Source organism: Streptomyces orinoci (genome assembly GCF_003121295.1).
GTDB classification, from domain to species: Bacteria; Actinomycetota; Actinomycetes; order Streptomycetales; family Streptomycetaceae; genus Streptomyces; species Streptomyces orinoci.
Map to the genome: position 1 here is coordinate 1 of NZ_PHNC01000004.1, position 22,776 is coordinate 22,776.

17 protein-coding genes and 1 pseudogene are annotated in these 22,776 nt (G+C 70.7%); 11 read left to right on the plus strand and 7 right to left on the minus strand.

Going from position 1 to position 22,776, the window contains the following annotated elements; translation table 11 throughout:
* The first annotated feature begins 19 nt into the window (after positions 1–19).
* Together gltB and CV755_RS00865 are read left to right on the plus strand one after the other, a co-directional pair.
* Entirely contained in the window at positions 20–4,477 is a 4,458-nt protein-coding gene (gene gltB / locus CV755_RS00860; RefSeq protein ID WP_241560903.1) for a glutamate synthase large subunit, read from the plus strand.
* The gene (locus CV755_RS00865; protein WP_109278169.1) at positions 4,470–5,930 is read left to right on the plus strand and encodes a glutamate synthase subunit beta; all 1,461 of its coding nucleotides are present in this window, start codon (positions 4,470–4,472) and stop codon (positions 5,928–5,930) included. The genes gltB and CV755_RS00865 overlap by 8 nt, the downstream gene beginning before the upstream one ends.
* A 253-nt stretch (positions 5,931–6,183) precedes the next feature.
* Here the strand turns inward: CV755_RS00865 and CV755_RS00870 are convergent, their stop codons facing one another.
* From CV755_RS00870 to CV755_RS00880, 3 genes are all read right to left on the minus strand, one after another.
* Positions 6,184–6,849 carry a LamG domain-containing protein gene (locus CV755_RS00870; protein WP_109278170.1) on the minus strand — a complete coding sequence of 222 codons (666 nt, stop codon included), beginning with the start codon at positions 6,847–6,849 and terminating at the stop codon, positions 6,184–6,186.
* Positions 6,846–8,087, minus strand: coding sequence for a non-hydrolyzing UDP-N-acetylglucosamine 2-epimerase (gene wecB, locus CV755_RS00875; protein WP_241560891.1), 1,242 nt, complete (start codon positions 8,085–8,087; stop codon positions 6,846–6,848). Before wecB ends, CV755_RS00870 begins: the two co-directional genes overlap by 4 nt.
* 194 nt (positions 8,088–8,281) lie before the next feature.
* Entirely contained in the window at positions 8,282–9,535 is a 1,254-nt protein-coding gene (locus tag CV755_RS00880) for a glycosyltransferase (RefSeq protein ID WP_109278171.1), read from the minus strand.
* A gap of 534 nt (positions 9,536–10,069) precedes the next feature.
* Here CV755_RS00880 and CV755_RS00885 point away from each other — a divergent pair.
* Entirely contained in the window at positions 10,070–12,034 is a 1,965-nt protein-coding gene (locus tag CV755_RS00885; protein WP_109278172.1) for a DUF2334 domain-containing protein, read from the plus strand.
* Between the two features lie 155 nt (positions 12,035–12,189).
* Positions 12,190–13,110, plus strand: coding sequence for a glycoside hydrolase family 113 (locus CV755_RS00890; RefSeq protein WP_241560892.1), 921 nt, complete (start codon positions 12,190–12,192; stop codon positions 13,108–13,110).
* 259 nt (positions 13,111–13,369) lie between these two features.
* Here the strand turns inward: CV755_RS00890 and CV755_RS00895 are convergent, their stop codons facing one another.
* Positions 13,370–14,260: a hypothetical protein gene (locus CV755_RS00895; RefSeq protein ID WP_109278174.1), complete on the minus strand. Its 891-nt coding sequence runs from the start codon at positions 14,258–14,260 to the stop codon at positions 13,370–13,372.
* Between the two features lie 238 nt (positions 14,261–14,498).
* Between CV755_RS00895 and CV755_RS00900 the strand changes: the two genes are divergently transcribed.
* The 6 genes from CV755_RS00900 to CV755_RS34460 all read left to right on the plus strand — a co-directional run bounded on the left by CV755_RS00900 (position 14,499) and on the right by CV755_RS34460 (position 19,230).
* Entirely contained in the window at positions 14,499–14,951 is a 453-nt protein-coding gene (locus CV755_RS00900; RefSeq protein WP_109278175.1) for a hypothetical protein, read from the plus strand.
* Positions 14,952–14,993: 42 nt separating this feature from the next.
* Positions 14,994–15,674, plus strand: a complete 681-nt coding sequence (locus tag CV755_RS00905; protein WP_109278176.1) for a response regulator — start codon at positions 14,994–14,996, stop codon at positions 15,672–15,674.
* A complete protein-coding gene (locus CV755_RS00910) occupies positions 15,671–16,825 on the plus strand; it encodes a sensor histidine kinase (protein ID WP_109278177.1) in 1,155 nt (384 codons plus the stop codon). Before CV755_RS00905 ends, CV755_RS00910 begins: the two co-directional genes overlap by 4 nt.
* A 243-nt stretch (positions 16,826–17,068) precedes the next feature.
* Positions 17,069–17,773, plus strand: coding sequence for an MBL fold metallo-hydrolase (locus CV755_RS00915; protein WP_109278178.1), 705 nt, complete (start codon positions 17,069–17,071; stop codon positions 17,771–17,773).
* A 25-nt stretch (positions 17,774–17,798) separates the two neighbouring features.
* Positions 17,799–18,977, plus strand: a complete 1,179-nt coding sequence (locus CV755_RS00920) for a helix-turn-helix domain-containing protein (protein ID WP_109278179.1) — start codon at positions 17,799–17,801, stop codon at positions 18,975–18,977.
* A 79-nt stretch (positions 18,978–19,056) separates the two neighbouring features.
* Entirely contained in the window at positions 19,057–19,230 is a 174-nt protein-coding gene (locus CV755_RS34460; protein ID WP_161968567.1) for a hypothetical protein, read from the plus strand.
* Between the two features lie 78 nt (positions 19,231–19,308).
* On the opposite strand, the gene CV755_RS00925 is transcribed toward CV755_RS34460, so the two are convergent.
* From CV755_RS00925 to CV755_RS00935, 3 genes and pseudogenes are all read right to left on the minus strand, one after another.
* On the minus strand, positions 19,309–20,526 hold the full coding sequence (locus tag CV755_RS00925) for a S53 family peptidase (RefSeq protein ID WP_241560893.1): 1,218 nt from the start codon (positions 20,524–20,526) through the stop codon (positions 19,309–19,311).
* 284 nt (positions 20,527–20,810) lie between these two features.
* Positions 20,811–21,176, minus strand: a pseudogene (locus CV755_RS00930) (pyridoxamine 5'-phosphate oxidase family protein); the annotation flags it as partial.
* A 20-nt stretch (positions 21,177–21,196) separates the two neighbouring features.
* Positions 21,197–22,132, minus strand: coding sequence for an NADP-dependent oxidoreductase (locus CV755_RS00935; protein ID WP_109278182.1), 936 nt, complete (start codon positions 22,130–22,132; stop codon positions 21,197–21,199).
* A 128-nt stretch (positions 22,133–22,260) separates the two neighbouring features.
* Here CV755_RS00935 and CV755_RS00940 point away from each other — a divergent pair, with 128 nt between their 5' ends.
* A complete protein-coding gene (locus CV755_RS00940) occupies positions 22,261–22,665 on the plus strand; it encodes a winged helix-turn-helix transcriptional regulator (RefSeq protein WP_109278183.1) in 405 nt (134 codons plus the stop codon).
* Positions 22,666–22,776: the final 111 nt, after the last annotated feature.

Here is a 22,776-nt window from a genome sequence, read left to right on the forward strand (position 1 = left end):
GTGGGCTTNTGTCGCGACCCTGACCGGCGAGCCCAGCCACAGCCTGGTGGAGCGGGCGCTCACCGTGCTGCGCAACCTGGAGCACCGCGGGGCCACCGGCTCCGAGCCGGACTCCGGTGACGGCGCGGGCATCCTGCTCCAGATTCCGGACGCCTTCCTGCGTGAAAGCACCGGCTTTGCTCTGCCGGAGCCCGGTGCCTATGCGGTGGGCATCGCCTTCCTCCCGGTCACCGGCACCGAGGAGGCCGTCTCGGCCATCGAGACGATCGCCGCCGAGGAGGGCCTGACCGTCCTGGGCTGGCGGGACGTTCCGGTCGCCCCCGATCTGCTGGGCAGCGCCGCCCGCGCCACCATGCCGGTCTTCCGGCAGCTGTTCGTCGGTGACGGGGAGAGCAGCGGAATCGCCCTGGACCGCAAGGCGTTTGTGCTGCGCAAGCGGGCCGAGCGGGAGGCGGGGGTCTACTTCCCCTCGCTCTCCGCCCGCACCCTGGTCTACAAGGGCATGCTCACCACCGGGCAGTTGGAGCCCTTCTTCCCCGACCTCTCCGACCGCCGCTTCGCCACCGCCATCGCGCTGGTGCACTCCCGCTTCTCCACCAACACCTTCCCCAGCTGGCCGCTGGCCCACCCCTACCGCTTTGTCGCCCACAACGGTGAGATCAACACCGTTGGCGGCAACCGCAATTGGATGCGGGCCCGGGAATCCCAGCTGGCCTCCGGGCTGTTCGGACCGGCGGAGAAGCTGGAGCGGATCTTCCCGGTCTGCACCCCGGACGCCTCCGACTCCGCCTCCTTCGACGAGGTGCTGGAACTCCTCCACCTGGGCGGGCGTTCGCTGCCGCACAGCATCCTGATGATGATCCCCGAGGCCTGGGAGAACCACGCCTCCATGGACCCGGCCCGGCGTGCCTTCTACCAGTACCACTCCACTCTGATGGAGCCCTGGGACGGACCGGCCTGTGTCACCTTCACCGATGGCACCCTGGTCGGCGCCGTTCTCGACCGCAACGGCCTTCGTCCGGGCCGCTACTGGGTCACCGACGACGGCCTGGTGGTGCTCTCCTCCGAGGTCGGCGTGCTGGACATCGACCCGGCCAAGGTCGTCCGCAAGGGCCGGCTCCAGCCCGGCAGGATGTTCCTGGTGGACACCGCCGGGCACCGGATCATCGAGGACGACGAGATCAAGGCGGCCCTGGCCGCCGAACAGCCCTACCAGGAATGGCTGGAGGCCGGGCTGATCGACCTGGCCGACCTGCCCGAGCGCGAACACATCGTGCACACCCATGCCTCGGTCACCCGCCGCCAGCAGACCTTCGGCTACACCGAGGAGGAACTGCGGGTCATCCTGGCCCCGATGGCCAAGTCCGGTGCGGAGCCCATCGGTTCCATGGGCACCGACTCGCCCATCGCCGCCCTCTCCGAGCGCCCCCGGCTGCTCTTCGACTACTTCACCCAGCTCTTCGCCCAGGTCACCAACCCTCCGCTGGACGCCATCCGGGAGGAGCTGGTCACCTCCCTGGTCTCCTCGCTGGGCCCGCAGGGCAATCTGCTCCAGCCCACCGCGGCCTCCTGCCGCAGTGTGACCCTGCCCTTCCCGGTCATCGACAACGATGAACTCGCCAAGCTGATCCATATCAACGCCGACGGCGACCTGCCGGGGCTGAAGGCCGCCACCCTCTCCGGCCTCTACCGGGTCAGCGGCGGCGGCACCGCGCTGGCCGAGCGGCTGGCGGAGATGTGCGCCGAGGCGGACGCGGCCATCGAGGCCGGCGCCCGGCTGATTGTGCTCTCCGACCGGCACTCCGACGCCGAACACGCCCCCATTCCCTCGCTGTTGCTCACCTCCGCCATCCACCACCACCTCATCCGCACCAAGCAGCGCACCCAGGTGGGCCTGCTGGTGGAGGCCGGTGACGTCCGCGAGGTGCACCATGTGGCACTGCTGATCGGCTACGGGGCCGCGGCCGTCAACCCCTACCTGGCCATGGAGTCGGTGGAGGACCTGGTCCGGGCCGGCACCTTCCTGCCGGACATAGAGCCCGAGACCGCCATCCGCAACCTGATCAAGGCGCTGGGCAAGGGCGTGCTCAAGGTGATGTCCAAGATGGGCATCTCCACCGTGGCCTCCTACCGGGGCGCCCAGGTCTTCGAAGCGGTGGGCCTGGACGCCGAGTTCACCGACACCTACTTCCATGGCACCCCCACCAAGATCGGCGGAGTGGGCCTGGAGGTCATCGCCCAGGAGGTCGCCGCCCGGCACGCCAAGGCGTACCCGGCCACCGGCATCCCCGCCAGCCACCGCCGGCTGGAGATCGGCGGCGAGTACCAGTGGCGGCGCGAGGGCGAACCGCACCTGTTCGACCCGGAGACCGTCTTCCGCCTCCAGCACTCCACCCGTGAGCGCCGCTATGACATCTTCCAGCAGTACACGGCGCGGGTGAACGAGCAGTCCGAGCGGCTGATGACGCTGCGCGGCCTGTTCTCGCTGAAGAGCGACCGCACCCCGGTCCCGCTGGAGGAGGTGGAGCCGGTCAGCGAGATCGTCAAGCGGTTCTCCACCGGAGCCATGTCCTATGGCTCCATCTCCCAGGAGGCCCACGAGACCCTGGCCATCGCCATGAACCGGCTGGGCGCCAAGTCCAACACCGGTGAGGGCGGCGAGGATCCCGAGCGCCTCTACGACCCCGCCCGGCGCTCCAGCATCAAGCAGGTGGCCTCCGGACGCTTCGGCGTCACCAGCGAATACCTGGTCAACGCCGATGACATCCAGATCAAGATGGCCCAGGGCGCCAAGCCCGGCGAGGGCGGCCAGCTGCCCGGCCACAAGGTCTACCCCTGGGTGGCGAAGACCCGGCACTCCACCCCCGGCGTGGGCCTGATCTCCCCGCCCCCGCACCATGACATCTACTCCATCGAGGACCTCGCCCAGCTCATCCACGACCTCAAGAACGCCAACCCGGCCGCCCGTATCCATGTCAAGCTGGTCTCCGAGGCCGGTGTGGGCACCGTGGCCGCCGGCGTCTCCAAGGCCCATGCCGATGTGGTGCTGATCTCCGGCCATGACGGAGGCACCGGCGCCTCCCCGCTGACCAGCCTCAAGCACGCCGGTGGCCCCTGGGAGCTGGGCCTGGCCGAGACCCAGCAGACCCTGCTGCTCAACGGCCTGCGCGACCGCATCGTGGTGCAGACCGACGGCCAGCTCAAGACCGGCCGCGATGTGATCGTCGCCGCCCTGCTGGGTGCCGAGGAATTCGGCTTCGCCACCGCCCCCTTGGTGGTCTCCGGCTGTGTGATGATGCGCGTCTGCCATCTGGACACCTGCCCGGTGGGCATCGCCACCCAGAACCCGGTGCTGCGCGAGCGCTTCAGCGGCAAGGCCGAATTCGTGGTGAACTTCTTTGAGTTCATCGCCCAGGAGGTCCGCGAGCTGCTGGCCGAACTCGGCTTCCGCACCCTTGAGGAGGCCGTCGGACACGCCGAACTCCTGGATGTCTCCCGGGCCGTTGACCACTGGAAGGCCCAGGGCCTGGACCTGGCCCCGCTGCTGCACATCCCCGAGCTGCCCGCCGGGGCCGCCCGGCACCGCACCACCGCCCAGGACCACGGCCTGGAAAAGGCCCTGGACAACCAGCTGATCAAGCTGGCCGCCGACGCCCTCAACGCGGTGGGCGCCGAACAGGCCCGCCCGGTCCGCGCCCAGCTGGCCATCCGCAATATCAACCGCACCGTGGGCACCATGCTGGGCCATGAGGTGACCAAGCGGTTCGGTGGCGCCGGACTCCCGGACGACACCATCGACATCACCTTCACCGGCTCGGCCGGCCAGTCCTTCGGCGCCTTCCTGCCCCGCGGCATCACCCTGCGCCTGGAGGGCGACGCCAACGACTATGTGGGCAAGGGCCTTTCCGGCGGACGGATCGTGGTCCGCCCCGACCGGGGCGCCGACCACCTGGCCGAGTACTCCACCATCGCCGGCAACACCCTCGCCTATGGCGCCACCGGCGGCGAACTGTTCCTGCGCGGCAGCGTCGGTGAACGGTTCTGCGTCCGCAACTCCGGCGCCACCGTGGTCTGCGAGGGCGTGGGCGACCACGGCTGTGAGTACATGACCGGCGGCCGGGCGGTCGTCCTCGGCCCCACCGGCCGCAACTTCGCGGCCGGTATGTCCGGCGGCATCGCCTATGTCGCCGACCTCGACCCCCGCAATGTCAACAAGGAACTGGCCGGAGCCGTCGGGGAACTCGACGAGGCCGACCGGCGGTGGCTGCACGGCGTGGTGCGCCGCCACCACGAGGAGACCGCCTCCACCGTCGCGGCCGCCCTCCTCGCGGACTGGGACACCGCCGTGGCCCGCTTCAGCAAGGTCGTTCCCCCCACCTACCGGGCAGTGCTCGCCGCCAAGGACGCCGCCGAGCGAGCCGGTCTCTCCGAGGCCGAGACAGCAGAGAAGATGATGGAGGCGGCGAACCATGGCTGATCCCAAGGGCTTTCTGAGCACCGGGCGCGAGGTCGCCCGCACCCGTCCGGTCGCCGAGCGCGTCCGCGACTGGAACGAGGTCTATGTCCCCGGCTCCCTGCTGCCCATCATCGGCAAGCAGGCCGGCCGCTGTATGGACTGCGGCATCCCCTTCTGCCACAACGGCTGCCCGCTGGGGAACCTGATCCCCGAGTGGAACGACTACGCCTACCGCGACGACTGGCGGGCGGCCAGCGAGCGGCTGCACGCCACCAACAACTTCCCCGAGTTCACCGGGCGGCTGTGCCCCGCGCCCTGTGAGGCCGCCTGCGTCCTGGGCATCAACCAGCAGCCGGTGACCATCAAGAACGTCGAGGTCACCATCATCGACAAGGCCTGGGAGGCCGGCGACGTCACTCCCCAGCCGCCGGAGCGGCTGTCCGGCAAGACGGTGGCCGTCATCGGCTCCGGCCCCGCCGGACTGGCCGCCGCCCAGCAGCTCACCCGGGCCGGGCACACGGTCGCCGTCTATGAACGGGCCGACCGCATCGGCGGTCTGCTGCGCTATGGCATCCCCGAGTTCAAAATGGAGAAGCGCCATATCAACCGGCGTATCGAGCAGATGCGGGCGGAGGGCGTGAAGTTCCGTACCGAGGTGGAGATCGGCCGGGACATCGACGCGGCGAAGCTGCGCGGACGCTATGACGCGGTGGTGATCGCGGCCGGGGCGACCATGTCCCGTGATCTGCCGGTTCCCGGCCGGGAGTTGGCCGGCATCCACTTCGCCATGGAATACCTGCCACTGGCCAACAAGGTGCAGGAGGGCGACTTTGTGGCGCCGCCCCTCACCGCCGAGGGCAAGCATGTGGTGGTGATCGGCGGCGGTGACACCGGCGCGGACTGTGTGGGCACGGCACACCGGCAGGGCGCCGCGTCCGTCACCCAGCTGGAGATCATGCCGCGGCCGGGCGAGGAGCGGTCCGCCGCACAGCCATGGCCGACCTTCCCCATGCTGTACAAGGTCACCTCCGCCCATGAGGAGGGCGGGGAGCGGGTGTACTCCGTCTCCACCACCCGCTTCGAGGGCGACGAGAACGGCAATATCCAGTGGCTCGACCTGGTCGAGGTCGAGTTCCGCGACGGACGCCCCGAGCCGGTGCCGGGCACGGAGCGGCGGCTGCCCGCCCAACTGGTGCTGCTGGCCATGGGCTTCACCGGTACGGACCGTACCAACGGGCTGGTCGAGCAGCTGGGGCTGGAGCTGGACGCCCGCGGAAACATCGCCCGCGACGCGGAGTTCGCCACCAATGTGCCGGGCGTCTTTGTCGCCGGTGACGCGGGACGGGGCCAGTCCCTGATCGTCTGGGCCATCGCGGAGGGGCGCTCGGCGGCGCGTGCGGTTGACCACTATCTGATGGGTTCGAGTGCACTCCCCGCCCCGATCCGGCCGACCGATCGCGCGCTGACCGTCTAGGGACCGGGCGCCCTACAGGGGCGCGGGGAACTGCGCGACCAGCCACGCACGGCCCGCACCCGGCAACGAACGCGGCTTTCGTCGCCGGGTGCGGCCCGGTGGTTGGGCTGTGCCCACCCTCCCCCAGCTACCGCTGGGAGGTGCCCCCATCGCCCTGCGGAACGACTGCCCACAGCAGTGCGAGTGCGCCCCCTCAGGGGCGCGGGGAACTGCGCGACCAGCCACAACCGGCCCGCACCCGACAGGGAACCCCTCAGCCGCCCCCACCGGGGCGAACCGTCAACTGGTCGAAGACCACCCGGGCGTCCTCGGTATAGACGCCCACACTCCCCTCCACATACGGCCGCTCATGATCCTCATAGGCCACCAACCCCCGCCCACCCACACTCACTTCCATCCGCGCCCCCCGCTGCGCGACCCGCACATCGAACCACTGCCCCACCGGGAACGACCCCCCGCCCGTGGCGAGGAACCGCTGCCCGCCCGGGTAGGAAGGATCCCGCTTCCCCAGCTCCCACCCATTCGGCTTGAGCGTGAGGTAGTAGAAGTGCTCGGGATCCGAGTAGCTCCACACCAGCCACCCCACCTCCCAGGGATTGGGCCGGGGCGTGCGCAGTTGGGCGACCGTACGCATCCGGGCCTGGAAGTCCACCCCGGAGTAGCTCTCCGTGGAGACGATCAGGCCCGCATGGGTCTCACCCGGCTTGCGGGACGGCTTGGGGGAGAGGGCCAGCCCGTCCTCGTCCCCGATGTTTGTGCCATGGCCGTTGAACACCGAGCGCCAGGGGCCGTGGACCGATCCCTCGGCCCACGGCCGTTCCGGCCCCCGTTCCCAGAGTGCGCTCACCGCGAAACCGATGCCCACCAGCGCCGCAACGATCAACAGCCCCAGCCCGAGTCGCCGCCGCACTCTCGTCATGCCGTCGAGTATGACTCCGGCTCCTCCGGCAGGCGGGCGATCAGCGAATCATCAGCCATCGGAGCCCCCGCGGTCTCCACCGCACCCGTGACCCCCACCGCACCCGTGACCCCCGGCGCATCCGCCCCGAAGTCCTCCGCAAGCTGGGCGATGATCCGCTCGGTGGCCCGGCCATCGCCGAAGGGATTGCCCGCCGTTGCCATCCGCGCGTACTCACCCGGGTCGTCCAGCAGCCGCTCGGCCGCTTCCAGGATCGCCTCCGGCGCCGTACCCACCAGCCGGGCCGCGCCCGCCTCCACCGCCTCCGGGCGCTCGGTGGTGGTACGCAGCACCAGGGCCGGCTTGCCCAGGCTGGGGGCCTCCTCCTGGATGCCGCCGGAGTCGGTGAGCACCAGGTCACAGGCGGCCAGGGTGGCGGAGAAGTCCAGGTAGCCCAGGGGCTCCACGACCCGGATGGCGGGATGCCCGGTGAGCTCCGGCAGCAGCGCCTCCCGCACCGCCGGGCTCTTGTGCAGCGGCAGCAGCAGCTCCACATCGCCCCGGTCGGCCAGCCGCCGCAGCGCCCGGCCCATGCCGCGCATGGTGTCGCCCTGGTTCTCCCGGCGGTGCAGGGTGAGCAGCACCCGCCGCGCCCCGGTGGTGAAGTGATCGTGCCCGGCGCCCTTGGCCAGCACCCACAGCAGGTTGTCGATCACCGTGTTGCCGGTGACGAACACCTCGGATTCCGGCACTCCTTCGGCCGTCAGATGCCCGGCAGCCCGTGGGGTGGGGGCGAAGTGCCAGCGGGCGATGCGGCCGATGAGCCGGCGATTGAGCTCCTCGGGGAAGGGGTTGTCGGCCACCCCGGTGCGCAGCCCGGCCTCCACATGAGCCACCGGGATGTGCTCGTAGAACGCGGCCAGGGCGCCGGTGAGGGCGGTGGTGGTGTCGCCCTGCACTATGACCACATCCGGCCGCCCGGCGCGGACCACTTCGCCCAGCTGGTCCACCAACCGGGCGGTGAGCGTGGAGAGTTGCTGGCGTTCGCGCATCACATCCAGCTCGGTGTGGGCGGGCACCCGGAGCAGGTCCAGCATCTGGTGCAGCATCTCGCGGTGCTGGCCGGTGGTGACCACCAGTGGTTCGAAGAGCCGGGAGTCGGCCATGGCGCGGGCGACGGGCGCCAGCTTGATGGCCTCCGGGCGGGTGCCGAGTACGAGCATGGCCCGTACCGGCGCGTTGATGAGGTCGGTGGACATGGTTCCCCCTGGGTGTTTCGTCGTTGGGTGGAGCCGGCGGAAGGCCGGTGATGCGGCCGTCCCGCCAGGCCCGGCCGCCCTTGCCGCAGACGCCGGGACGCGAGCCGCGCGGTATTGAGCCCGGTGCGCGCGCCCGGCGCTTGGGCCCGGCGTACGCGCCCGGCCCAAGTCCCGTAAGCCGCACGGCGGAAGCGCTAGGTACGCGCCGTCTTCAGCCAGCCCCGCTGCCCGGTCACCATCCGCCACAGGCCGTACCAGCCGGCGACGAACCAGATGTAGCCGTAGATGACGAAGACATGGGACAGCGCGATGGCGCGCAGCAGGCCGAGGCCCTGTTCGCGGCGGGAGTACACCCAGCCATAGGCATAGGCCGCGGTGAAGGAGAGGACATAGGGCCCGATGAGCCACATCGGGGTGATCAGCGGATGCCCCGCCTCGATGGAGCCGGCCACCGTGCCGCCGACAGCGATCAGGAAGGACACCGGCAGCAGCGAGGTGAGCAGGATCAGCACCGGGCTGGAGAGGTGGTAGAGCAGATCGACCGCGGGCCGTACCGGTACCTCGCGGACGATCAGCGGCACCAGGTTGGCGGACTGCAAGTGCCCCTGGAACCAACGGGACCGCTGCCGCACCAGGCGTTTGACGTCCAGCACCGCCTGCTGGGAGACGGCGGCCGAGGTGCAGTGCTGATTGGTCCAGCCGCGGGCGATCAGCCGTACGCCCAGGTCCAGGTCCTCGGTGAGGGAGTCGCTCCAGGGCCCGCTGCCGTCCTCGCCCATCAGCGACTCCAGCGCGGCCAGCCGCATGAACTGGCCGTTGCCGCCCATGCCCACGCTGCCGATATAGCGGCGGGCGCTTTGGAAGATATCGCCGTAGATGACGAACTCCATGTCCTGGAGCCGGGCCAGCAGGCCCTGGTCGCGGTTGTACATCCGCACCCCGATCTGGGTGCCGCCGGTGCGCGGGTTGTCGAAGTACGGGTCCACGGCCTGCACCACATGGGCGTCCAGCCGGCCGTCCGCGTCCACCACACAGACGATGACGTCATGGGGGTCCCGTCCGTCCAGCAGCCCGGCCTCGCGCAGATAGCGGATGCCCGCGTTGAGCGCGGCGCCCTTGCCCTTGCGGGCGTTGGGCAGTTTGCGCTGCAACAGCCGGACCCGCTCCGGGTCGGCGGCGCGGGCGATTTCCGCCGTGCGGTCGTCGGAGGCGTCGTCGATGACCAGGGCCAGGAAGTTCCCGGCGGGCAGCGAGGTGATCCGGGCCAGGCTTTCGGCCAGCACCTTCTCCTCGTTGAGACAGGCGAGGAGGAAGACATACAGGCGCGGTTCACGCGGGGCACGGCCGCGGCGGAAGCGGCGCCGGGAGAGCAGGAACAGGGAGACGTTGTAGCACCCGGCCAGCACGATGATGGCGATGCTGGACCAGAGCAGGAGTTCGGTGTTCAACGGCTGCCACCGGAATTCCTGATCCGGTACCAGAATTTTGCCGTAATGAGTGCAACCGCCACCGCGCAGTAGAGCAGAAAGCCTGCCCCGGCGGCCTCCTGAAGCCCTCTGGCAAAGGGTATGCCGGGCAGTACCCGGGGTGCGGCCGTCAGTCCGGCCAAGGGCACAACGGTGCCCAGCGCGGGTTTTCCGTACATGGGTTCCCCCCCATTTTTCCGCCTCTCCTGAGGCATGCGGGGGGACCGTACCACCCACCCTGACCATTGACTCATTGGATGAAGGAAGTTGTTGAATCGGAAGCGTCAATTCTTTCTGACGTGAAAGGAAAGCCCCCTGCTGAGACGGATGTTGTGACGGGTGTGGCGTTTGGTCCGCACCAGATTTGACTGTCGGAATTTGCCTGGGCGGGACCGGAGTTGCCGACCCGCATTCCCTTGACAGTGATCCGGCGGGGCATAAGAATCAGCCAACTGCCGGGCCTGTCCCCGGCGTTCCGTCCGGGGGGACGGCAAAGAAATCTCAAGCAGGGGGGAAATGACAGTGAAAAACTCCAGGAGGAGACGACCACATATTTTCCGGATCCCGTTCGTCCTTGCGATAGTCGCCGCCCTGCTGGGCGGCGTCGCGCTTTCCACGGGGTACGGCGCCGAGGGGGCGGTGGCCCCGGGCGGACGGCCGGGCGCCAGGGGCCCCGGGAACACCAAGGCCGCGGACCTGGCCGCCCCGGGCATGTCCGCCTCCGCGCCCCGGGCCAAGGACCTGAAGGCACTGGCCTCGGCGGCCCTGCACAATGACCGGCTGCGCAAGTCCCGCAAGCTGGTCGTCCGGCCCGCCCCGAAGCCGCCGGCCCAGCAGTCCGCCAGGCAGTCCGCCCAGCGGACCGGGGCCGGCGGCCGGGTGACGCCCGCCGTCGCCACCCGCTCAACCCCCGGGCCCGCCAAGGCTGTTACGGTGCGGCCCGCGGCCGCCACGGCCGGGACCTCCGCGCTGGTGCTCTATGACAACACCGGCCCCTACGGGTATCTGGGCGAGCTCTACGCCATGGCCACCGCCAACCTCGCGGGCCACTTCGGCAGCGTCACCGCCAAGCCGGTCTCCCAGTACACCGCCGGAATGACCGAGCAGTACACCGCCACCGTCTATCTGGGCTCCACCTACTACGGCGGTTCCGTCCCCGACGCCATCCCCGCCGCGTTCTACCAGGACGCCCTGACCACCACCCACCCCGTCACCTGGGTCGGGGACAACATCTGGGGGATGGCCAACGCGGTCGGCGTCACCAAGTTCGAGCAGCAGTACGGCTGGGACCCCACCAGCTCCTTCTACGCCAATGCCTCGGGCAGCGTCGGGAACATCAACCAAGTCACCTATAGGGGACAGCAGTTGACCCGCACCATCCCGGCCGGCGCGGACGGCGGCATCCTGCACCCGGACATCCTCACCGGAACCGGCTTCCCGCAGGTAACCCAGCTCGCCCAGGCCACCGACGCCAGTACCGGGACCACCAGCCCCTGGGCCATCCGCTCCGGCAACCTCACCTATGTCGGAGAGATCCCCTTCGAGTATGTCTCCGAGCAGGACCGCATCATCTGCTTCGAGGACCTGCTCTTCGACGGGCTGGCCCCCGGCACCGCCCAGCGGCACCGGGCCTTTGTCCGCCTGGAGGACATCAGCCCCCAGTCGGACCCTGCGCAGCTGCGCACCATGGCCGACTATCTGTACTCCCAGAAGATCCCCTACGGGATCCTGGTCATCCCGGTCTACACCGACCCCAACGGCGTCTACAACAACGGGACTCCACAGACCACCACCCTGGCCCAGGCCCCCCAGGTGGTCTCCGCGATCCAGTACATGCTGTCGCACGGTGCCACCCTGATCAACCACGGGTTCACCCACCAGTACAGCAATGTGAACAACCCCTACAGCGGGGTCACCGGGGACGACTTCGAGTTCTTCCGGGCCCATATCGACTCGGCGAACAACGTGGTCATGGACGGGCCGCCCGCCGAGGACTCCACCGCCTGGGCACAGAGCCGGGTCACCTCGGCGCTGGCCGGTTTCGCCGCCGCCGGGCTGCCCCGGCCGGCGTTCTGGACGACTCCGCACTACGCGGCCTCCGCCGCGGACTATCGTGTCCTCGGCCAGAACTACACCGCGAGACTGGAGCGTTCGTTGTACTTCGCCGGCACGCTCAGTGGCGGAACCGTGGACAACAGCCGCTACATCGGTCAGTTCTTCCCGTACGCGGTCAAGGATGTCTACGGCACCACCGTCCTTCCCGAGGACCTGGGCAACTATGAGCCCCAGCCGTACAACAACCATCCGGCCCGGCTGCCCGCCGACCTGATCGCCGCCGCCAAGGCCAATCTGGCGGTCCGGGACGGGGTGGCCAGCTTCTTCTACCACCCGTACTACGACCTGGCACCGCTGCAGCAGACGATCGACGGCATCCGCGCCCTCGGTTACACCTTCGTCTCCCCAGCGGACCTGGCGCAGTGAACGCGATGAAGAGGGCGGCCGCCGTGCTGGCGGCAGCGGCCGCCCTCTTCCTCGCCGGGTGTTCCGCCGAAAAGTCCCCGCACCACGACGCCACGCCCCCCAGCTCACCGAGCCGGACGGGCACGCCGCGACCCGAGGAGAAGAAGGTGAGCGGAATGCGAGGTTTCACGCTGCCCGCGTGGAACCGGGACGACTACCAAAGCCCCCAGGCCGATACCTACTTGCGGCAGATCGCCGCCACCGGCGCCCGCTGGGTGACCTTCACCCCGACCTGGTACCAGGACAAGCTCACCGACTCCGCAATGCACACCACCGAGGAGACGGCGAGCGACGACAGCCTGCGGCACATCATCTCGCTGGCGCACTCCGCCGGACTGAAGGTGATGCTCAAGCCGCATGTGGACCTGGTCAAGGGCCAGGACCGCGCGGAGATCCGGCCGGACGACCCGGACGCCTGGTTCACCGCCTACGACCAGGTCATCACCCACTACGCCCAGCTGGCCGCGGCCAATGGCGTGGAACAGTTCTCGGTCGGCACCGAACTCGCCGGTCTCTCCGGCGACTTGGACCACTGGCGCCAGGTCATCGCCGATGTGCGCTCGCACTTCCGGGGAACGCTGACCTATGCCGCCAACTACGATGAATACCGCCGGATTCCCTTCTGGCAGGAGCTGGACCTGATCGGCATCGACGCCTACTGGCCGCTGGGTGAGAAGGCCACCACCGATGTGGGCCGGCTGCGCGAGGCCTGGCAGCCGATCGCCGCCCAACTGGCCGACTTCTCGGCCCGGCAGCAGCGCAAGATCCTCTTTACCGAGGCCGGCTATGTCAGCCAGCGCGGCGCCATCACCGAGCCGTACTCCTGGACGGTCAGCAAACGCAACGGCGACGCCGAACAGGCCGCGGCCTACGAGGCGTTGCTGGCGGCCTTCGACGGCAAGCCGTGGTGGGCCGGGGTGTGCTGGTGGATGTGGGACGACTGGCCCGACGCGGGCGAGACCCCCAAGAAGCTGGCCTACACCCCCCACGGCAAGCCGGCCGAACAGGTAGTCCGCCACTGGTGGGCCTCCCACTAGGCGGTGCCTGACGGCTCATGGACCGTGAACAGCGTCACGTGTCACGTGCGGGTCGTCTGTGGCTGGTCGCGCCCACGCGGCGGAGCCGCATATCGCTTGGGCCCCGCGCCCCTGGGCGGCGCCCCTTGCGGGGCTGCCCCCAGGGGCTGTCCTTGGCTGACCGCTGGGGCGCCCCGTCAGGGGCGCGGGGCAGCTACATGTGCGGCTCCGCCGCGTGGGCGCGACCAGCCCAAGACAGCCCGCACCCGAAGCGCAACGGCTAGGTCTCACACTCAAGCACGCTCCCGCACAATCCGCACCGCGCCCTCAGGCGCCCCCGCACCGGCACCCTGATCCGCTGAAAGCAAACCGGGCAGGCAAAGCTGACCCGCAAGGGATCACCCTCGAACGCATAACCCTCCGCCGCCGGGCCGCCCGGCACCCACGAGCCATGCCCGGCGGCGCGCCGGTCGCGCACATAGCGATGGCGCACCAGCCGCCCCGCCCCCACCAGCGGCGGCCTGCGCTCATCACGCCGGGCCAGCCCCGCCCCCTGGGCGTACGCGTCATACGCCCGGGGACTGGTGAACCATGGCGAGGGGTCCTCGCCGAACACCGCCGCCCGCTTGGCCAGCACATAGCCGAACTCCTCCGGCGTGAGATAGCCCAGCTTCTGCGTGGTGAGCGCGTCCTCCCGGTACGCGTCCAACAGCAGCCACCCCGCCCCCAGGTACGCCGCCACCGTATCCGTCAGGATCTCGTTGTCCCGGGTCCCGGGCATCTCCAGCCCCAGCCGGTGCAGATAGACATGCGTCACCTCATGCGCCAACGCGGCCCCGATATCCCGCCGATGGCTCTTGAACCGGGCGTTGAGCTCAATGAAGTACTCGGGCCCTGCGGCGAGTTCGACGCTCCCCGCATGCCGCATCTCCCGGAAGCTGACGATCATCCGCGCGTCCGGCAGCCGCAGATGCCGCACCATCGCCCCGGCCACCCGCTGCACCCCCAGATAGGGGTCCTCGTCCTCGGCGAAGGCCACATCCACCGGCAGCACGCTCAGCGGAAACGTCCGCACCGTGTCCTGCGACAGCCGCCGGTACAGCGCGGTGATGGAATTCCGCACGGTCTCCAGATGCGGAAACCCGTGCTGGACCTGGACGCCGGTCCCCATGCCGCCACCCCCGTCTGCCTGCCGCCGCCGCCTCGCCTCCACTCTACGAGCGGTGACCACGCCGCTACCCCGGCCCGCCCCCGGTAGGACCCGGCGAGCGGCCGTCATCCTTTCGGCGGACCCCGCAATGGTCGGACAGTCGAGGTGTGCGACACGTAAAGGCACGTAACGTGAATCACGTACCTGACCACAGCCACAGCCATAGCCGCACTCCCCGCCAGACCCGAAAGGCCCGCACGTGTCCGCCAAGCCCCGCCCCGCCGCCCTGGCGCTGCTCGCCGCAGTGGTCGCCGCGCTGCTGCCGGTGACCGGCGCCGCCGCGGCCGAGACGGCGGACGGAAACGGGCCGTACCGGCGCCCCTACGCCCACCCGGCCCCGCCCTCCCACCCGGCGCCCGCCGGCCGGGGCGCCCTGCCCGCGGTGCACTCCGCCCACCAGGACAAGGCCCACCGGCACCACTCGCGCCCCGCGCACCGGCCGGGCGCCCGTCCGGCGCCCCGGATCAAGCGCCACCGCGCGGCCAGCAACCCCGTCCAGCGCATCGTCCAGGCCGGGCAGACCATCAAGGGCCGGCCGGACCACGGCAAGGGCGGCCTCGCCCTGGCCGGTGCCCTGGTGGGCCTGGGCGCCGGCGCCTTCGGCGTATCCCGCCTGGTGCGCCGCCGGGCGGCCGGCCGGCCCAGGGGCTGATCACCCGGCCCGGCGGAAACGACTGCTAGCAGGGGAGAGAAGATGGCGGTCACCGTGGTCATCGCGGACGACCAGGAGATGGTCCGCACCGGCTTCCGGATGATCCTGGAGAGCCAGCCGGACATCGAGGTCCTGGCGGACGTGGTGGACGGCGAGGAGGCCCTGGCCGCCGTGGAGCGCTACCAGCCCGATGTCCTGCTGCTGGACATCCGGATGCCCAAGCTGGACGGTCTGGAGGTCACCCGCCGGCTGTCCGAGGAGTCCGCCGCCCACCCGGAACGGGCCGACCGCCCCCGGATCGTCATTGTCACCACCTTCGACCTGGACGAATACGTACACACCGCGCTGCGCAACGGCGCCTCCGGCTTCCTCCTCAAGGACGCCAGCCCCGCCATGCTGGTGGAGGCGGTGCACGCCGCCGCGGTCGGCGACTCCTTGATCTCCCCGGCCATCACCGTCCGGCTGCTGCGCGATATGGCACCCGTGGGCGCGGCCTCCGACGCCGCCCGGCGGCCCATCGAGCCGCTGACCGAGCGGGAGGCGGATGTGGTGCGCTGCCTGGCCCGCGGCGCCACCAACGCCGAGATCGCCGCCGAACTCTTTGTCTCCCTGTCCACGGTCAAGACCCACCTGGCCAATGTGCAGCTCAAGCTGGACGCCCGTAACCGGGTGGAGATCGCCGCCTGGGCCTGGGAGAGCGGGCTGGCCACGGGCGGTCCATGAGCAGATGGGCCGGGTGGAGCGCCCGGCACCCCCATCGGGCGACCGCGGCCAAGATCGTCTTCGCTCTGCTGCTGCTCGCCCTGGTGGTCTTCGAGAGCTCCGTACTGTCCCAGCGGCCCAGCCCCGCCCATGCCATGGTGCTGGCCTCCGGGGTGGCGGTCTGCCTGTGCGCCATCCCCTACCGCTGGATCCCGCTCGAGCTGCGGGCGGGCACCGCCGTCGCCGTCTCCGGGATCACCTCCCTGGTGCTGATGGCCGGTCCCCACCCGGGCGTGGTCTGGGGCATGGGCGAGGACATCGCCCTGCTTGTCCTGCTCACCGCCGTCATCCAGCACTCCCGCCCCCGCACCGCCGCCGTCCTGGGGCCGCTGCTGGCCCTGGCCGCGCTGGCCGCGCCCATGCGCGACCTCAACCCCGGCCGGTTCACCGCCCTGTTCGCCATCATGACCGTGGTGGTGGGCGCCTACTCCCTGCTGCTGCGCGGCCAGACCGCCCAGCGGGTCCGGGACCTGGCGGCCGTCCGCACCGCCGAACGCCTGGAACTCGCCCGCGAACTCCATGACTTGATCGCCCACCATGTCAGCGGCATCGCGGTCCAGGCCCAGGCGGCCCGCTTCACCGAGCTCCAGGGCGAGGCCGCCGCACGGGCCTTCGAACGCATCGAGGGCTCCGCGGGGGAGGCCCTGCGCGCCATGCGCCGCCTGGTGGGCATTCTGCGCGAGGGCAGCGAACCGGAGACCCACCCACTGGCCGGACTGCCCGAAGTCCGCGCTCTGACCGATGACTTCGCCCGCACCGGACCGCCGGTCGCCCTCTATATCGAGCAGGGCATGGAAACCTGGCTGCCCGGTGAGGTGGCCGCCGCGGTGCACCGCGTCATCCGCGAATCCCTCACCAACATCCGCAAACACGCCGCCGATGCCACCGCCGTACGCATCGGCGTCCGAGGCATCCCCGAAGGCGTCGAGGTACGTATCGCCGACGACGGCCGCCACCCCGCCGCCCTGCCCGCCGGAGCGCAAGGCGGCGGCTTCGGCCTGGTCGGCCTCACCGAACGCGCCAAGGCAATGGGCGGCACCCTGCACGCCGGCCCCGCGCCGGAGGGCGGCTGGCTGGTCAGAGCGGTCTTTCCGGTAAACCGGCGGTCCTGACCGGTGGCCTTGCGTTCCGGTGCGGGGTGGTGGCCTTGGGTTTCGGTGGGGACCAGCAGCCCTGAGCTGCGGTGCGGGACGGCGGGCCTGGGCTCCGCCCAGGAACAGCGCTCGCAATGCCCCGCCCCTCGCGCGAACGGTCACCGGCAACGGCCGGGCAGCCGACCACGTTCGCCTGCCGCGCAATCCGCCCACGGCGCAAACTCTTGGGAAGCGGCGCGTCCGATCATTAGCGTCCGTCCCATGGAAACCACCCAACTCACCGCCGATATCTGGATGTTCCGCTTCACCGCCGGGCAGGCATACGCCCTGCGCCTGCCGGAGGGCTGGGCCCTGATCGACACCGGCCTGCCCGGCCACGCCCCCGAAATCCTCGCCGCCCTCGCCGAACTCGGCGCCGCCCCCGCCGACCTCCGGCACATCTTCCTCACCCACTACCACTTCGACCACACCGGCTCCGCCGCCGAACTGGCCGCCGCCACCGGCGCCGAGATACTGGCGGGCGCGGCCGACGCCCCCGTCATCCGGGGCGAGGCCCCCGAGGTCCCGATCGCCTTCGCCGGCGACTGGGAGAGGGAACTCTTCGCCACCGTCCAGGCCCAGCTCACCGAGGTCCCGGCGCCCACCCCCTGCCGGGTGGACCGCGAACTGACCGACGGCGACCTGCTGGACTGGGGCCTGCCCGCCCTGGCCGTCCATGTCCCGGGCCACACCCCGGGCAGCATGGCGCTCCACCTTCCCGACTCCGGTGTGCTGTTCACCGGCGACACCATCGCCAACCACCCCCAGGTGATGCTCGGCGTCTTCAACACCGACCGCGACCAGGCGGTGGCCTCCTTCCACAAACAGGCCCGACTGGACGTCAGCACGGCCCTCTTCGGTCACGGTGAGCCCCTGGTAGGCGGAGCGGGCGAGAAACTCCGGGCAGCGGCAGCGGAGTTGCGCTGAAACCAGGCGAGCGTACGCTCGGCTCATGGGTACACCCTTCGGCCAACGGCTCCGGGACCTGCGCAAGCGCCGGGGCCTGAGCCAGCGCGAACTCGCCGAAGCCTCCGGCGTCTCACTGTCATTGATCCGCAAGCTGGAACAAGGGGACAGAAGCGCCACCCGGCTGGAGACCGCCCGGCGCCTCGCGGTGACGCTCCATGTCCCCACCACATGCCTGGTTACCGACTCACCGGACGAAGACCAGGCGCCCGGCGGCCAATGGGACGCCGTGGGTGACGCAGTGACGGGCGCGTCTCCGCCGCAGGGCGAACCCGACGAGCCGCCACCCACCGTCCCCGGCGCCCGCAATGCGCTGGAGGCTGCCGTTCCGTTGTTCTCCGGCGACCGATACGCCGAACTCACCACCGTCCTCCCGCCCTTGATCCGCGACATCGACACCGTGGCGGCAACCGGCCCCGACGGACGCGCCCTCCGCGCCCGCCTGATGCACCTCACCGGCTGGCTGCTGACTCAGAACCGCCAGTACCAGGCCGCCGAAGCCGCGCTGACCCGCTCCCTCAAGGAAGCCCCGGACCAGCTCCACGCGGCGGCCGTCATCAGCACCAGGTGCTGGCTGCTGCTCCGTCAGGGCAAGCTCGCCGCCGCCCGCCAACTCGCCGCCCACTGGGCCGACACCACCGAACCCCGCCTCTCCCGCGCACGCCCGGCGGAACTGAGCGCCTGGGGCTGGCTCCTGCTCCGCCTGTCCGCGGCCTCGGTACGCGACAACCGGCCCGATGAGGCGGACCAGGCGCTGCGCCTGGCCCAGAGCGCCGCCGTGGCGATGGGCGGCGAGTTCGCCCCCGGCAAGGACTTCCTGCGGGTCTTCGGCCCGGTGACCGTGGCACTCAAACGAGCGGAGAACGCCATGGTCGCCGACCGCCCCGACGCGGTACTCGCCCTGGCCCGGCGCATGCCGACCCATGGTCTGCGCCCCACCTCCAACAACCGCAACCGGCACCTGCTCGATGTGGCCGAGGCACATGTCCGCTCACGGCAGTACACCGAAGCGGTTGACGTTCTGCAGGGCATCCAAGCAGTGGCACCACAGTGGCTGGCCAACCAGCGGTACGCCCGCGACATCCTCGGCCACGTGATCGACAAGCGCCGCACGCTCACCCCGGACATGCGCGTCCTCGCCGACGCCATCGGCGTGCCGCTGTGAGCCCATGTGGCACTTGGCCAGGCCACCCCGGCAAAGTGCCATTGCCCGCGCGGAGCGGCCACACCTAACGTCCTGGCCCATGACCGACAGCATGACCCACGCCAAGCGCACCGCCCCCGTGGACCCTCCGCGCTGCCCAACCTGCGCCCAGATCAAGGCCGCCTACTACCGCTCCGTCCGCGAGGGCAATCGCGAGGCGGCCGTCTCCTGGACGGCGGAGATGGGGCGGCACCTGCGATCGGCGCACGGCTGACGGCCTGCGCCCGCGCAAGTGCCCCGACCCCACGGAAACACTGCTGAGCAACGCCCGAACCCCTGCGCCGCAGGCGAGTCAGCGGTCCCCGCGTCGCTGGAATCCCCGGACTCCACGAGGCGTGCCGAGCCCGGTGGGGCCGTTGTACCGGTGCCCGGGGAGGGCGGTGCACAGATAGCTTCCGCAGGAGCCGTTGGCACCACCGGTGATCTTGTGGAACTCCCGTTGGCGGGCGTACGGATAGGCGTTGGGGTAGTCATGCCGCCCCGGCGGCCGCGCCATCGCGTACATGGCGGCGATCAGCGGAGCCGACAGGCTGGTGCCACCGGCGACCATCCACCCCGGTCCGCCGCGCGAATAGGAGGTGTACACGGCCAGGCCGGTCATCGGGTCGGCCACCGCGGACACATCGGCCACCGTGCGCCGTGGACACAAGGGATCGTGCTGGAATGCAGGCTTCCGTTCAAAGGCGGAACAGCCGGAACCCGCCTCGCTCCAGGCCGTCTCGGCCCACTTGCCGTGCGCCCTGCGCAAGGAAGTGCCGCCGACGGCCGTGACATAGGGCGACGCCGCGGGCCACTGCACGCCATACCCCTCATCGCCGCTGGCGAAGGTGAAGGCCGTTCCGCGATGACCGCGGAAGTGACGGTCGTACCGCACAACCTCCGGACTCTCCGGGGTGGCCCAACTGCCGCTGACCACCCTGGCTCCCAGCCGGACGGCCCGGTCCACCCCGGCGAGCATGTCGGCCGACCGGTCCGAGTCGGCCTCCACGACCAGAATCCGGCAGCCGGGGCAGGCCGCGCTCACCGCCTCCACATCCATGGCCTCCTCGGCGGCCCAGCCCGCGTCGGAACGCGGATACGCCGTGCCGCCACGCTGGTCGGTCACCCGCAGACAGCCACTGGACGGCTTGCAGGGCGGCAGATGGAACTGTGCGCGGTACACGGCGAGGTCGGCCGCCAGCCGGGGGTGGTGATAGGCGACGACGACCGCCACGGTCCGGCCGCGCCGGTGCCCCCGGAGGCCGTACGCATCGCGGATGTCCCGCGGAGTGAGGCCCTGCGGCGAGGACTTGGGGCGGGCCTCGCTGAGCACCGTCAGGTCGGTGCGGATCAGAGCCCCGCAGGACATACGGTCCTGCCCAGCCTGCCGTGAGCAGGCCCGGGCATAGGGCGGAGCCTTTGGATCACCGGCCCTGGACGGCTGCGCGCTCGCCGCGCCGGGCAGCGCGCACAGACTGGACAAGAGCAGCACTCCGGCGACGAGGAGCGGACGATGGTGGAACGGACGCACGAACGGTCTCCTTTGGCAGCCCGGCGGGACGCTGGACCGGCGACCGGGCCGACCGCGCGGAGGAGCACCTCCACAGCGCCCTGAGGGCAGCCGGCGGCCGGCCGTTCCACCGGCGATTCGAAGATCACCATGAAATGGAGATCTCCGGACGGCCACCGGAACGCTGCCAGACGGCCTAACGAGGCGGCCGGTGCGCCCCGGGCACCTCCTTGACGGCAGGCCGCTAACCGGCGGACGCCCAGGTGGCGCACCCGGTTCGGACGTCCTCCGGCTCTGCGCCGTGATCAGCTGCCGGATGCCGCCCCGGTGCCGAAGTCCAGCGCCGTCCCGTAAAGCCGCCGCACCTTCAGGCGGATCACCAGCCGCCGCTCGGCGACGAGTTGCTCCAGGAACGCGTTCTCATCCGCCGGCCTGGCCGCCTCCGGCAGCAGGGCCAGCAGCTCACGCCCGACCGCGTCACCCGGCACCGTGGTGAGCTCCGAGACCTCCGCCTCGCCCTCGGCCACGGCGAAGGACCACACATCGCCGCCCTGGACATGCACCGCGGCCCGGGGGTCCCGGCGCAGGTGCCGGACCTTGACCCGGTCGGCCGTGGTGGCGAAGCGCACGATGCGTTCCTGCGGGTCCCAGTTGTAGACCATGGTGGTCAGACGGTACCGAAACCCTGTCGTCAGGGCGTCAGGACCAGGCGCCCCCGGATGCCGCCCCGGGACAGGCGGGTGTGGGCGAGCACGGCCTGTTCCAGAGGGAGGGTGTCGGCCACGCGCAGGGTCAACTGGCCCTGGGCGGCCAGCGAGGAGAGGTGCGCCAGGCCGGCGGGGTCGGCGGCGACCCATACCTCGGTCACCGTGCTGCCCCGCAGCGGCACGGGTGCGCCGCCGGCCACGACGGAGGCAAAGGAACCGCGGTTGCGGAGGGCACCCTGGACCGCGGTCCCGAGGACGGCCGCGTCCAGTACCGCGTCCACGCCGCCGGGAACCAACTCCCTTACCCGGTCCGCCAGGTCGTCGCCGCGCGGGACGAACCAGTGCGCACCGGCGGCCCGGACGAAGGGCTCGTCCGCCGCTCCGGCGGAGGCCGCTACCCGGATGCCGCGCCGGGCGGCCAGTTCCACCGCGAAGCCGCCCACCGCTCCGGCCGCGCCGGTGACCAGCAGGGTCGCCCCCGGTCCGAGGTCCAGGGCGTCGAGCGCCTGGAGTGCGGTCAGGCCGTTGAGCGGGATGGTGGCGGCCTCGGCGGCGGAGATCCCGGCGGGGGCGGGGGCGACGGCGGTGGCGTCGAGGGTCACATACTCGGCGTAGGTGCCCAGCGGGACATCCAGGCGGTCCCGCAGGCCGATCACCTGGTCCCCGGGGGCGAAGTGGGTCACGCCCGGACCGGCTTCATCGACCGTTCCGGCCACGTCCCAGCCGATGCCGGTCACTTCACGGGCGGGCATCAGCCCGCTTTCGATCAGCAGCCCGGAACGGGTGGCGATATCAACGGGGTTGACCGCAGCGGCCGCCACCCGGATGCGTATCTGCCCGGTGCCGGCCGGGGGGAGGGGGACCTCCACCATCTCCAGAACCTCCGGTCCGCCGGACTTCCGCACCACGATCGCGCGCATCACGCACTCCTTCCATGCCGGTCACTTGCCGATGACCGCCTGGGCGGCCTTTCGGACGACCGTATGGGGAGTTACTCTCCTTTGGGAAGTACGCACTTCGGGGTGCGTGCATCAGGGAGGGAAGAGCCATGAGCCGATCGCCGCGCACTGCGGAACAGGCCGCCTACGACGCCTATCTGGCCGAGTGCCCGGCCCGGCAGCTGCTCTGCCGGATCAGCGACAAATGGGTCAGCCTGACCGTCAACGCCCTTGCCGACGGGCCGCGGCGCTATGGCGACCTGTCCCGCACCCTGGTCGGCGTCAGCCAGAAGATGCTCACCCAGACGCTGCGCAACCTGGAGCGCGACGGCTTCCTCACCAGGACCGTGACGCCCACCGTGCCGGTCAGGGTCGATTACGCCCTCACCCCGCTCGGCGAGCGGCTGCTTCCGCTGATGCGGGCGATCAAAGGGTGGGCAGAGGAGAACATCGGGGAGGTGCTGGCCGCGCGGGCCGCATACGACGATGCCCAGGCCCTGGAGAGCGGACGATAGTCCAATGGCCTACTTCCGTTTGTCCATGGTCACTTGACGGATTCACCCCGCAGAGTGGCGCACACCGCGGAGGGGACCGGCGCCGTCGCGGGGGTACGGCGCCGGTCCGGC